This is a genomic window from Collinsella sp. AM40-7AC (genome assembly GCF_003468125.1).
In the GTDB taxonomy this organism is placed as follows: Bacteria; Actinomycetota; Coriobacteriia; order Coriobacteriales; family Coriobacteriaceae; genus Collinsella; species Collinsella aerofaciens_O.
Genome location: NZ_QSGK01000002.1, coordinates 113,972 through 127,517, shown reverse-complemented (window position 1 = coordinate 127,517; position 13,546 = coordinate 113,972). Strand labels below are relative to the sequence as shown.

Sequence of the window (13,546 nt, the reverse complement as noted above, 5' to 3'; positions counted from 1 at the left end):
GGCGCGCCATAATACGTGGGTTTGCGAACAACGTTTGATGGGGGATGAATCTGCGTGCGCAATCTCAAGATTTTGTTTTCCTATCTGGGGACATACCGCCGCGATGCCATACTCGGCGTGCTCTTTGTGACGGCCGAGACGGCGCTCGAGCTGTTTATCCCGGTCATCATGGCAAATATCATCGATGTGGGCGTGCCCGCGGGCGACATCAACTACATGCTGTTGCAGGGCACGTATATGTTGGTATGCGCCGCATGTTCGCTGGTACTTGGCTTGGGCTATGCACGCACGTCTGCTCGCGTCGCCTCGGGGCTGGGCGCTAACCTGCGCGAGGCGGAGTATCGCAAGATCCAGACGCTCGCTTTTGGCAATCTGGACAACTACGACGCCAGCTCGCTTGTCACTCGCATGACCACCGACATCACCGTGATTCAAAACGCCGTAGGTAACGGCTTCCGCCCCATGGTGCGCGGGCCGGTAAATCTGGTCATGGGCCTCGTCTACGCTTTTGCGCTCTCGCGCGAGCTCGCGGCGGTCTTTGCCGTCATTCTGCCGATGCTCGCCATCGTGCTCGGTATCATTACCGTGCGCGTGAGCCCGCTCTACCGCCAACTCCAGACCTCGATGGACCACCTCAACGGCGTGGTGCAAGAGGACCTTACCGCCGTGCGCGCCGTGAAGGCTTACGTGCGCGCCGAGCACGAGTGTGACAAGTTCGACACCGTCAATACCGAGCTCGCCGGCACGGCGACCAAGACCTTCGGCACCGCCGTGCTCAACCTGCCGGTGTTCCAACTCTCGATGTACGTGGCTGCGCTCTCGATCTTGTGGATTGGCGGCCGCATGATCATCGAAGGTCGCTTGGGCGTGGGCTCGCTCACGGGCTTTATGAGCTACGTGCTGCTGATCATGAACTCGCTCATGATGATTTCCAACGTGTTTTTGCTGCTCACGCGCGCTCTCACGAGTGTGGGCCGTATCGCGGAGGTGCTCGATGAAGAGCCCTTTATCGCCAACCCTGCGGGAGACCTCGCGACTGCGGCGCCAGCGGACGGCAGTATCGAGTTTCGCGACGTTTCCTTTAAATACCGCGCGGATGCAGCCGAGGATGTGCTCGAGCATATCGACCTTCGCATCGAGAGCGGCTCAACGGTGGGCATCCTCGGCGGCACGGGCTCGGGCAAGAGCTCGCTTGTACAGCTGATTGCGCGCCTGTACGACGCCACTGAGGGCACCGTGCTTGTGGGCGGACACGACGTGCGCGACTACGACCTTGCGGCCCTACGCGACGCCGTGGGCATTGTGCTGCAAAAGAATGTGCTGTTCACGGGCACCGTGCGCGAGAACCTGCAGTGGGGCAATCCGCAGGCGTCGGACGATGAGCTCCTCGTGGCTTGCCGTGCGGCGTGCGTGGACGAGTTCCTTGATCGCATCGGCGGGCTGGACGGCGAGTTGGGCCAAGGCGGCGCCGGTGTTTCGGGTGGCCAGAAGCAACGCCTGTGCATCGCGCGCACGCTGCTCAAGCATCCACGCGTGCTCATTTTTGATGACTCCACCAGCGCGGTCGATATGGCGACCGACGCTAAGATTCGCGAACACATCGCTCGGATTCCCAATACGACCGTGCTCATCATCGCCCAGCGCATCGCGAGCGTCATGGATGCCGATCGCATTGTGGTGTTGGACGACGGTCGTGTCCACGGCGAGGGCACGCACGAGGAATTGCTGGCGGGCGACAACATCTACCAGGAGATTTATGCCTCGCAGATGGAGTTCGCGGGGAACGCAGACACCGGTGACGGCAGCGATGATGACCGCACGAATGATCCGTTTTCCTTCGCCTCCAGCGGATCGCCTTTGGAAGGGGGTGAGCGCCATGCCTAAGACCGCAGCCCAAGCACGCCCTGCCGACCTCAAGCGCACTGTGCGTCGCTTGCTCTCCTACATGGGGCATGCCAAGTTCTCGTTGCTCGCGGTGGGCGTGCTCGCCTCCGTCGCCGCCATCGCGAGCCTCGCCGGCACCTACATGGTGCGCCCCATCGTTAACGGTTTGGCCACGGGCGGGGAGGAACTGCTCGCCAAGCAGGTCATCCTGACGGCGATCATCTACGCCGTGGGCGTACCCTCCGCTCTGGGCTACTCGCAAATTATGGTGCGTGCGGCCCAGCGCGTGGTATCCGATATCCGCCGCGACCTGTTCGCGCACATCCAGACGCTGCCGCTCAGTTATTTTGACAGCACGCGCTCGGGCGACATCATGAGCTTCTTTACCAACGACGTCGACACCGTCTCCGAGGCGCTCAACAACAGCTTTGCCAACGTGATTCAGGCGAGCATCCAAATGGTCGGCACCACGGCTATGCTCATCATCCTCAACTGGCAGCTCACGATTATCACGCTCGTGTGCGACGCGGCCATTGTGCTGTACGCGCGCTACTCGGGCATGCGTTCCAAGCGCTTTTTTGCCGCTCAGCAGGCGTCGCTGGGCGATTTGGACGGATATATCGAAGAGATGGTCTCGGGCCAAAAGGTCATCAAGGTCTTTAATCACGAACAGGCCAACGTGGCTGGTTTTGACGTGCGCAACCAAGAACTGCGCCGCACCGGTGGCGCCGCGCAAGCCTACGCCAACTCGATGGTGCCCATGACCGTGGTGATCGGCTATGCCAACTACGCCATCGTCGCCGTGGCGGGCGGCATGCTCTGCATCAAGGGACTCGCCGACGTAGGTGCGCTTGCGAGCTATCTGGTCTTCGTACGCCAGGCCGCCATGCCCATCAACCAGTTTACGCAGCTGGGCAACTTCTTGCTCAATGCGCTGGCCGGTGCCGAGCGTCTGTTTGCCGCGATGGACCTTAAGCCTGAGGTGGACGAGGGCTGCGTGGAGCTGGTGCAGACGGGCGACGCCTCGTGGGCGTGGAAGATTCCCGAGGGCCAGGGCGTGGGCGCGTACGGGCACTTGCATGATGTGGCTGCCGTTGATGAGTCGGGCCGTGCGGTGGCTGCCGACGGTACCGAGCTCACGTGCGGCTTGGTCCCGCTTGCCGGCGACGTGCGCTTCCATGCCGTGGACTTTTCCTACGTGCCGGGCACCCGTGTGCTCACGGACCTCAACCTGTTTGCCAAGCCGGGGCAAAAAATCGCGTTTGTGGGCTCGACGGGCGCCGGAAAGACGACCATCACCAACCTCATCAACCGCTTTTACGAGGTCGATGACGGCGAGATCACGTACGACGGCATCGATGTCAAGCACATTGCCAAGGCCAGTCTGCGTGGGTCGCTCGGCATTGTGCTGCAGGACACGCACCTGTTTAGCGGCACCATTGCGCAGAACATCCGCTTTGGCAAGCTCGACGCGACCGACGAGGAGGTGCGCGCCGCTGCCGAGGCAGCCTGCGCGGATTCGTTTATCCGCCGCCTGCCTAGAGGGTACGACACGCCGGTCACGGCCGACGGCGCCAACCTGTCGCAGGGCCAGCGCCAACTGCTCGCCATCGCACGCGTGGCCGTTGCCGACCCGCCGGTGCTCATCTTGGACGAGGCCACGAGCTCCATCGACACGCGTACCGAAAAGCTCATCGAGCGCGGTATGGACCGCATCATGCGCGGACGCACCACGTTTATGATCGCGCACCGCCTGTCCACCGTCCGCGACGCCGATGCCATCATGGTCCTCGAACACGGCCGCATCATCGAGCGCGGCACGCACGAAGAGCTGCTCGCTCAGCACGGCGAATACTGGCAGCTCGCGCATGGCTTAAAAGAGCTGGATTAACCCGTTCGAGCACGATGCTTTGACCTCTCCGTGCTCTTCACCTCGCCTCAAACCATCACAACATTCGACGTTTTTTGCCAAAAACGGGAAAAGCATCGAATGTTGTGATGGTTTGCGTGCTGAGGATGGGCTTGGAAAGTCCGTTTTGCTCAAAGCGACCTGTCCTGTCGTACGGGTGTCGGCATGATTCTCCCGTGGGGTATTATGTTTTCCGAAGAATAAAACGCCGCGTGAGGGGAGGCTGCGTGGACGGGCACGTGCAACATGACGGCTTTGGCCGCGATATCAACTACCTGCGCATTGCCGTTACCGACAAGTGCAATTTCCGCTGCATTTACTGCATGCCGGCCGATGGCGTGGCGCCCCGCGCGCACGACGAGCTGCTCAGCGCCGAGGAAATCGCCCGCTTTGTGCGCTTGGTAGCGGGGGAGGGCATTCGCCGCGTGCGCCTGACGGGCGGCGAGCCGCTGGTCAGCCGCCGTATCATTCCGCTTATTCGCGACATCCGCGCGATTCCGCAGATCGAGGACATCTCGCTTACCACCAACGGCGCCTTGCTGCCCAAGCTGGCGCCGCAGCTCAAAGACGCGGGGCTTAACCGCGTCAACATCTCGCTCGACACGCTCGACCCCTTGCTGTTTGGAAAGATCACGCGCCTGGGTCGGCTCGAGCAGACCATGGCCGGCATCGACGCGGCGCTGGTTTGGGGCTTTGAGCCCGTTAAGGTCAACTGCGTTGTGGTGCGCCGACTCAACCAGGATGTGGCGGCCCTTGCGCGGCTCACGCTCGACCGCCCCATCCACCTGCGCTTTATCGAATACATGCCCATTGGCGACGAGCGCACGAGCTCGCATTGCGCTGTGGACCCGCATGCGCCCGCGCTCAATCCCGAGCTGTGGGACGCGAGCGATACCGTGCCGAGCGACGAGCTGCGGGCGCGCATCAATGCCGGGGCCGCCGCGGTGGGACTGGGCGACCTCGAGCCGCTCGACATCAACGACGCTCCTGCCGGCGCGGGCCCTGCGCGCTACTGGCGCTTTCCGGGTGCGGCGGGAACGGTCGGCTTCATCAGCGCCATGTCCAATCATTTTTGTGCGAACTGCAACCGTCTGCGCCTGACGGCCGATGGCAACGTGCGTCCGTGCCTGTTCAGCGATGCCGAGTATTCGGTGCGTGAGGCGCTGCGCCGTGGTGATGATATGCAGGTACTTTCGATTTGGCGCGATGCTGTGGCCCACAAACCGCAGGAACACGCGATAATTGAGGGCACGCAACGATTTATGTCCCAAATCGGAGGATGATCATATGGCCAAGAGCAGGTACGCCGATGCCACCAAGGCCGCTCGCAGGGCCGCGATGTCTGCCCACAAAGTCACGGCTGCGGCGAATGCTGGCAACGCCGACGCGTCCGCGCAGCCGACTGCCGGTGCTGCCACCGAGCCCGCCCGTGACGCCCGTCGCGACGAGCTCACGCACGTGGACGCCAAGGGCGAGGTGCGTATGGTGGACGTGTCCGACAAGGCCGAGACCCATCGCATTGCCATCGCCGAGGGCACCATCCTCATGCATCCCGAGACGCAGGCCATGGTGCTGCAGGACCGCGCTAAAAAGGGCGATGTGCTTGCTTGTGCGCGCGTGGCGGGCATCATGGCCATCAAGCGCACGAGCGACATCATCCCCATGTGCCATCCGCTGCTCATTACCAAGAGCAAGTGCGACATTGCGCCCATCGCTCCGGCGGGGACGCCGGCCGAGGACGTGCCCGAGGGCTGGGCGCCGGCGCGCGTGGACGGGCAGGTTGGCTTTCACGTACTGGTTACAGCTGGTGTGACGGGCAAGACGGGTATTGAGATGGAGGCCCTGACCGGCGCGAGTGCCGCGTGTCTGACCATCTATGACATGTGCAAGGCCGTCGATCGCGGCATGGAGATCGTCGACGTGCGCCTGCTGCACAAGGAGGGCGGTCGCTCGGGCGTGTGGGATCGTGCCGAACGCCAGGCCGCTACTGTTGAGGCCGTGGGAGCCGCGGGCAATGCACCCGCGGGCACACCCGTCGCCGTTGCGCCCGCAGCTCCGGCACCGGCCGTTCCCGCGATCGCGTTTATCGGCTACCAAAACTCGGGCAAGACCACACTCGTCGAGAAGGTCATCGCCGAGCTCACACGCCGCGGCCTGCGCGTAGGTTCGCTCAAGCATCATGGGCATCATGGCTTTGATATCGATGTGCCCGCTAAGGATACGTGGCGCCATCACCAGGCCGGATCCAAGCACGTGGGACTCATCTGCGCCACGCGCTGGGCGGAGTACGCCGATACGCGCGAGGAGGACGAGATGCTCGCGCGCGAGCTGCTGTCGCGCTACAACGATGTTGACGTGGTGATCATCGAGGGCTACAAGACCGAGGGCTTCGACAACATCGTGGTGGCGCGCTCCGGTGTCGACCGTCTGCGCGGCAAGAGCTCGCTCGATCTGGTCGACGGTCACACGCTGGCCCTTGCCTGCAACGAGGCCCTGGCGCGTCAGGCCTTCGACGCCGGCTTTGCGACCCGAGCCATCAACATCAACGACGCCCGAGCCATCTGCGATCTTATCCAAGATCACCTTTAAGGCTTGACGCTGCGCCGGCCCCAAGCACCCCATCTCGCCCCTCAAGCCGTCGCTCGCGTACCAAAGTACGCGTCGCTCCTCTTTCGGGGCGACCTGGGGCACTTGGAACCGGCTCGCTGCGCTGCCATAACATGCCAAAAAGGGACAGGCATCTTTGTGGTGGTTTTTGCAAAAAAGCTTTGACTTAAAGTTAGCTCAAGGTGTCATAATCGCTGACAAACGATTGCGATCACGGAGGCCTCATGTCAAAACTGTACTTTATGCGTCACGGTCAAACGCTCTTTAACTTGCTTCGTCGCAAGCAGGGCTGGTGTGACTCGCCGCTCACCGAGCTGGGAATCGAGCAGGCTAAAACTGTCGGTGCGACCCTGCGAGGGCGTGGCCTTACGTTTGACCATGCGTACAGTTCGACGTCCGAGCGTGCGTGCGACACGCTTGAGCTTGCGTTCCCCGGTCAGCCTTACGAGCGCGTCAAGGGCCTTAAGGAGTGGAACTTTGGCAAATTTGAGGGCGCGAGCGAGGATTTGAATCCGCGCCTGCCGTACGGCGATTTTTACAAGCAGTATGACGGCGAGGGCGAAGTCGAGTTTCGCGAGCGTATGATGGCGACCATCACCGAGTTCATGCAGCGCCCTGGACATGAGAGCGTGTTGTGCGTGAGCCATGGCGCCGCAGCGGCTCAGGTCATGCGCGGCGTGGGCGTGGAGCCGCTCAAGATGAAGCACCGCATTGGCAACTGCTGTGTGCTCGAACTCGACTTTGATGCTACTACCGGCACATTTGCTCTTGCAGATTTGTACAACCCCTACGGCACCCCGCGCGAGTAACATCGGGGCATCAGCCAAAACCACCACAAAGGGGCCAGGCACCTTTGTGGTGGTTTTGCCGTTTACAGGCGATTTCCTACCGTTCAGCGGACTTTCGCACCAATGGGGCTTACGCTGCATGCAAGTTTCATCCTACAATCGCCCACGTGCTCACAAGTTTGTTACTCCTCGGGAGGCATCACTTGCGCATAATAGAAGACGAGGAATATCGCCCCGTCGTCTAGCGCCGATGTCCGAGGAGTTTTTTCATGCTCATTTTAAAGAAGATCAACAATAACGTTGCTCTCGCCGCCAGCGATGACGGCCGAGAGGTTGTTGTCTTTGGCAAGGGCATCGGTTTTCACGAGATGCCCTACGAGCTTGTCGATGAGTCGCTCATCCAGCGCAAATTCTATAACGTTCCCGAGAGCCTGCAGGATATGGTCGGCACACTTCCCGACGACGTTCTGCTCGCGGCAAGCGACATTGCCTGCTTCGCATCCCAGCAGCTTGGTTGCAAGCTGTCCGGTGGCCTGCCCTTTATCCTGGCAGATCACCTGCAGTTTGCCGTTCAGCGCGACGACGACCAGATCAGCGCTCCCAACCCGCTCGAGCATGAGGTGGCTTTCATCTACCCGCGTGAGCTCGAAATCGGTCAGGCCGCGCTCGCCATCGTGCAAAAGCACACCGGCGCCAAGCTGGGTCAGAACGAGGCCACGAGCATCGCGCTCCACATCGTTAACGCCGAGGTCGACGGCATGGGCCGCGCCAAGGACATGGACTTCATCATGAAGAGCACCCGCGTGCTTGACGAGGTAACCCATTCCGTGGAAAAGCAGCTCGGCTGCTCGCTCGACACGGCGTCGTACTGCTACATTCGCTTTCTTGCGCACCTGCGCTTTTTGGTTCGCCGCCTTGTTAAGGGCAGCTGCACGCAGACCGAGAACTCCTCACTGTTTATGCAGGCCGCCCGCGATTTTCCCGAGGCCTACCAGTGTGCGTACGCCATCAACCGCGTGTTCGAGAAAGAGTTCAAGCAGAGCTGCTCGGACGAGGAGCTCTTGTATCTGATGATGCATATCAACCGTCTGCGATCGGCTTCGCAGACCGAGTGAGTAAAGCCGCCAGCCCGGCGGCAATCGCAACAATTCTTTTTGGTTTCTAACTGCGGGCAAGGTACCGGCTCGCGGTAGGGGATATTTTTGTCGAAATTTGGAAAAGAGAGGACAGATCATGGCAGGTAAATACGACGATCTTGCTGCCCAGATCGTAGAGCTGGTTGGCGGCAAGTCCAACGTCAAATGCGTCGCACACTGCATTACCCGTGTTCGTTTTAAGCTCAAGGACGAGTCGAAGGCCAATGACGAGGCAATCTCCGAGCTGCCCAACGTCATCAAGGTCATGCACGCCAACGGCCAGTACCAGGTTGTTGTGGGCAACATCGTCGAGGACGTCTACGACGCCGTTCTCAAGGCCGGCGGTTTTAGCGACGGCGGCGCCGTCGACGCCGATGACGACGATGCCGCTCCCAAGGGCGTTACCGATGTGATCATCGACCTCATCTCGGGCATCTTCGCCCCCATGCTCGGCACCTTCGCCGCTGCCGGTATCATGAAGGGCCTGCTGGCGCTCGCTACCTTCCTGGTCCCGAGCTTTGCCAACGACGGCGCCTACACGCTGCTCTACACCGTCGCTGACGGCATGTTCTACTTCCTGCCCGTGGTGCTTGGCTTTACCGCGGCCAAGAAGTTCAAGATGAGCGAGTTCAACGGCATGGCCATCGCCTTTGCCCTGGTGTATCCCACCATGGTTGCCCTGACCTCGGGCGAGGTTGTCGGCTCCGTCGAGCTCGGCTTTGCTGGCACCTTCTCTTGGTACACCACGTTCCTGGGCCTGCCGCTCATCATGCCTGCCTCGGGTTACACCAGCTCCGTTATCCCCATCCTGCTCATGGTCTGGTTTGGCTCCACCCTCGAGCACTGGGTTAAGAAGTGGATGCCCGCTTCTATGAAGATGTTCTTCACCCCGCTGATCGTCGTCACCGTTACCGTCACCCTTGGCTATCTGGTCATTGGCCCCATCGCCACGCTCATCACCAACCTGCTTGGTGAGTTCTTCGCGCTGCTGTTTGGCCTGCCCATGATCGGCTCCCTCCTGGGCTGCACCCTCGTTGGTGCCTTCTGGATGTGCCTGGTCATCTTTGGCTTCCACTGGTCGCTCGTGCCCATCGCGCTGGTCAACCTGTCCACTCTGGGCCACGACTACATCCTGGGCTCCGTTATCGCCCACTCCTTCTCGCTGGGCGCCGTGCTCTTCGCCATGTATCTCAAGAACAAGGACGAGAAGTTCCGCGGTATCGCGCTGCCGGCCATGATCTCCGCCTTCTTCTTTGGTGTCACCGAGCCCGCTATCTACGGTGTCGCCCTGCCCGATAAGAAGGCCTTCATCAACGCCAGCATCGGTTCTGCTGTGGGCGGCCTCATCATTGGTCTCTCCGGCGCCGTGGTGTACATGTCCGGTGGTCTGGGCGTCTTCAACTGGCTGTCCTTCATCGACCCCTCCGGTGTTAACGGCATCAACCACATGATCTGGGCTATCGTTGCCTCTTTCGTGGGTGCCGCCGTGGGCTTTGCGATCGAGTTTGCCACCTACAAGCCCGAGGCTGCCAAGTAGCCCAAACGACAAAGACTCGGTACCAAGCCGGCGGGGGGGGGGAGCGCCCCGCCGGTTTTTTTCAAAGGGGCTAGATGCCATGCGCTCGTCCGAGCGACTGCTCAAAATCAAAACCATGCCGGATTACGGGGCTGAAACGGTGAGTGCTGACCATACCCCGTTTTTCCGTAAACTGACAAGCCTCCTACCTGCGGTTTTGTCCTTGCCGTTTCTGGCATGCTCAAGGGGCACTGGTTCTGCCCCGTAAACCGGCATGGTTTTGAACCTGCCAATAAGGGACAGGTTTATTTTGGTCGGTTTTATCTGGGCAAACGTCGTCTCCGTCAGCTCCGTCCGCATATCTTAAGCCGGCATAGTTTCGATGGGTCGGTCCGTGCGCGTCCCGCAACATGCCTCGCCACGAAACCGGCCTATCTACTACGTTTAAGTGGTAGGGGCCAACCACACGGTGGTTTTTCGAAAACCGCCAAGCCGTCTACCTGCGGTTTTATTTTTGACAATTGCGGCGTGGTCGGGGGTTCACGACTAAACGTAGTAGATGGGCCGGTTTCGTGGCGGCCGACTCAACGCGAACTCCGATCGGGACGCAAATTACCTCGTGGACGCCGCTTCGGCGTCCACGCAACATCCCAACACGTACGAAAGGAGCCAACATGGCTTTTCCCGATGGATTTCTGTGGGGCGGTGCCACTGCCGCCAATCAGTGCGAAGGCGGATACAACGAGGACGGCAAGGGCCTCGGCGTTCCCGACATCATGACCGGCGGCACGGTCTCCGAGCCGCGCCACATTACCGACGGCATTCTGCCCCAGTACCACTATCCCAGCCACGAGGCCGTGGACATGTACCATCACTATCTCGACGACATCAAGCTTTTTGGCGAGATGGGCTTTAAGTGCTACCGCATGTCCATCAACTGGAGCCGTATCTTCCCCAACGGCGACGAGGCCGAGCCCAACCAGGCCGGCATCGAGTTCTACCGCCGTGTGTTCCAGGCCTGTCAGGAGCAGGGCATCGAGCCCATGGTCACCCTTAGCCACTATGAGCTGCCTTATGGTCTGTCCAAAAACTACGGAGGCTGGAAGAACCCCAAGCTCATCGATTTCTACCTCAACTACGCCCGCACCGTCATGACCGAGTACAAGGGCCTGGTGCGCTACTGGCTCACCTTTAACGAAATCAATTGCCTGCTCATGGGCGGCTTTGGCGGCGTGATGGGCGGCGGCATGGTGCCCGAGGCAACCGACACGCCCATGGCCTTTGGCGACTGCGACTGGGACGACCCGCAGGCGCGCTTCGATGCCCTGCACCATCAGTTCCTGGCGAGCGCCAAGTGCGTCACCATGGGCCATCAGATCGATCCCCAGAACAAGATCGGCTGCATGATCGCCGGCAACGCCTGCTACCCGCACACGTGCAATCCGGCAGACGTTCTGGCCGCACAAAAGCAGCAGCGCGAGATGAACTTCTACTGCGGCGACGTGCAGGTGCGCGGTGCGTATCCCTCGTGGGCGCCCAGCGTGTGGCGCCGCGAAGGCGTGCACGTGGAGGTTTCGCCCGAGGACGCCGCCACGCTGGCCGCCGGCAAGGTCGACTTCTACAGCTTTAGCTACTACATGAGCGCCACGGCCACGGCTGACCCGGTGCTGCTGGAGCAGGGCAACATCTTTGGTGGCGCCGGCAACGAGTACCTCAAGAAGAGCGATTGGGGTTGGGCGATCGACCCCGAGGGCCTGCGTTACTACCTGGAGGAGGTCTACGACCGCTACCAGGTGCCGCTGATGATCGTCGAGAACGGCCTGGGCGCGGTGGACGAGGTCGAGGCGGACGGTGCGATTCACGACGGCTACCGCATCGATTACCTGCGCGAGCATATCAAGCAGATGGAGATTGCCATCGAGGACGGCGTGGACCTGATGGGCTACACCATGTGGGGCTGCATCGATTTGGTGAGCGCCTCGACCGGCGAGATGAAGAAGCGCTACGGCTTCATCTACGTCGACAAGGACAACGACGGCAACGGCACGCTCGCCCGCAGCCGCAAGGACAGCTTCTTCTGGTACAAGAAGGTCATCGCCACCAACGGCGCCGACCTGGCCTAGCCAAGTCTCAACCAGCGTAAACGTCGCAACCACCACAAAGGGGCCAGGCACCTTTGTGGTGGTTTTTGCTTTGGTAGATGTGTGGGACATGCCTTACAATCTACCAAGTAGTTCATGACGGGCGAAAAACGGAGAGAAGGGTCCTGATGCGTCCTTAATGTTTCATGCGGATAGATTGATTTGACAGACGGTGGCGAATGCCCACCGCCCGTATTCGTATGAAACAAGGAGTCTCCATGCTCGCATCTCTTTTCTCAAAGCCTCAATCATCGCTGTCCGTGCAGGCTAAACGCCTGGTGGCAATGCGCTTCCTCATCTACACCGGGTTTCAGACCAGTTATTTTATCGGCGTCATCGGAACGCTTACCTATGCGGACGATGCCTCGGTCGTCGCGACGTCGCTGGCCGTCCTGTTCATGAACGTTTTCGTGATCCTGGGTTCCTTTGCGGGTGGCGCTGCGCTCGACGCATGGGGTCCGCGCCGCCATTTCTTGCTGAGCATCGTCGGCGCTCTCGCAACTGGCACGGCAATCATCGCCTTTGGTAGCGCGACCGGCGTCGTCCTACTCGGCGCGGTGTTCCTGGGCTTTGTGATGGGATTTGCCCAGCCCATCGCCACGTCCTATCCGGCCTACCTCACCGACGATCCTGTCGAGCTCAAAGACATCAACTCCGCCATCGCCATGTTTTCAAACGTGAGTATCATCGTTGGCCCCACGCTGGGCGGCTTTGTCGCGGCGGCTGCATCGTCGCGCGCGGTGTTCGTGCTCATGATGCTCTTTACCGTGCTGGCGTTCGTTGTCGGTTGGGGCTTTAGGCCGCAGACCAGCCATGTCGCCGGGCATGCGGATGCCGATTCGGCAGAGGAAGGGGAGCGTGCGGGACAAAGCTCCAACCCCAGCACGTCCGCCCGCGCCACCTTCGCAGCCAGCATCAAGACAGTCTTCACCAACAGCGTCCTCGCCCTGCTGTTCTGCATCATTTTTCTTTCGAACTTTGGCTACGGAGCCTTCGATCCGCTGGAGTCGTTCTTCTACCGCGATGTCCTGCACGTCGGCGTTGAGTGGATGGGCTGGCTCTCGTCTGCCTGCGGTGTCGGCGCGGTGCTGGGTGCCGTGCTCGCGCTCCGCTTGCCGCCGCACCTGGTCAACCTTAAAACGCTGCTCGTGGCACTTATGTCCGTGGGCCTGGGAAGCCTGCTCTATGTGGGGACGCCGTACGTGGGTGTGGCCCTCGTCGGTCAGGTCGCCCTGGGCATAGCTTGGGGCATCGTCAACCCGCTCCACAACACGATCGTGCAAACGACGGCGCCGCTCGAGCAGCTCGGTCGCGTGAACTCGGTCATGGGCTTTGGCAATATGTTCGCCGGCGTGGCCCCGCTGGCGATTGCCCCGTGGCTGGCGGCGACATTTGGCGTACAACGGACACTCGTGGGGGCAGGCATGGTCGTGACGGCGGTTCCCGCGGCGCTGCTGCTGTTTGGACGCCGGCATCTGGATCGTGCCGTAAAGCGGTAAGAAACAGGTAAGAAACCATCACAACATTCGATGAAAATCGCGATTTTGCCGAAAAACGTCGAATGT

Annotated in this window: 9 protein-coding genes; all 9 read left to right on the top strand. The window is 60.9% G+C overall.

Annotation, left to right across the window (positions count from 1 at the left end; genetic code table 11):
- The first annotated feature begins 54 nt into the window (after positions 1 to 54).
- Positions 55 to 1,884 (top strand): ABC transporter ATP-binding protein, encoded by a 1,830-nt coding sequence (locus DW892_RS02315; protein ID WP_117765398.1) that lies wholly within the window; start codon positions 55 to 57, stop codon positions 1,882 to 1,884.
- Complete coding sequence (locus DW892_RS02310; RefSeq protein ID WP_117765396.1) at positions 1,877 to 3,775, top strand: ABC transporter ATP-binding protein; 1,899 nt, start codon at positions 1,877 to 1,879, stop codon at positions 3,773 to 3,775. Before DW892_RS02315 ends, DW892_RS02310 begins: the two co-directional genes overlap by 8 nt.
- A 245-nt stretch (positions 3,776 to 4,020) precedes the next feature.
- Positions 4,021 to 5,076: a GTP 3',8-cyclase MoaA gene (gene moaA / locus DW892_RS02305; protein ID WP_233546770.1), complete on the top strand. Its 1,056-nt coding sequence runs from the start codon at positions 4,021 to 4,023 to the stop codon at positions 5,074 to 5,076.
- Between the two features lie 4 nt (positions 5,077 to 5,080).
- Entirely contained in the window at positions 5,081 to 6,382 is a 1,302-nt protein-coding gene (mobB, locus tag DW892_RS10640) for a molybdopterin-guanine dinucleotide biosynthesis protein B (RefSeq protein ID WP_117765394.1), read from the top strand.
- A 242-nt stretch (positions 6,383 to 6,624) separates the two neighbouring features.
- The gene (locus DW892_RS02295) at positions 6,625 to 7,209 is read left to right on the top strand and encodes a histidine phosphatase family protein (RefSeq protein ID WP_117563640.1); all 585 of its coding nucleotides are present in this window, start codon (positions 6,625 to 6,627) and stop codon (positions 7,207 to 7,209) included.
- A 248-nt stretch (positions 7,210 to 7,457) separates the two neighbouring features.
- Positions 7,458 to 8,303, top strand: coding sequence for a PRD domain-containing protein (locus tag DW892_RS02290; protein WP_117765392.1), 846 nt, complete (start codon positions 7,458 to 7,460; stop codon positions 8,301 to 8,303).
- A gap of 118 nt (positions 8,304 to 8,421) precedes the next feature.
- Complete coding sequence (locus DW892_RS02285) at positions 8,422 to 9,861, top strand: PTS transporter subunit EIIC (RefSeq protein ID WP_117635881.1); 1,440 nt, start codon at positions 8,422 to 8,424, stop codon at positions 9,859 to 9,861.
- A 653-nt stretch (positions 9,862 to 10,514) separates the two neighbouring features.
- Positions 10,515 to 11,963: a glycoside hydrolase family 1 protein gene (locus tag DW892_RS02280; RefSeq protein ID WP_117563637.1), complete on the top strand. Its 1,449-nt coding sequence runs from the start codon at positions 10,515 to 10,517 to the stop codon at positions 11,961 to 11,963.
- A 236-nt stretch (positions 11,964 to 12,199) separates the two neighbouring features.
- Positions 12,200 to 13,480 carry an MFS transporter gene (locus tag DW892_RS02275; RefSeq protein WP_158551566.1) on the top strand — a complete coding sequence of 427 codons (1,281 nt, stop codon included), beginning with the start codon at positions 12,200 to 12,202 and terminating at the stop codon, positions 13,478 to 13,480.
- Positions 13,481 to 13,546 lie beyond the last annotated feature (66 nt).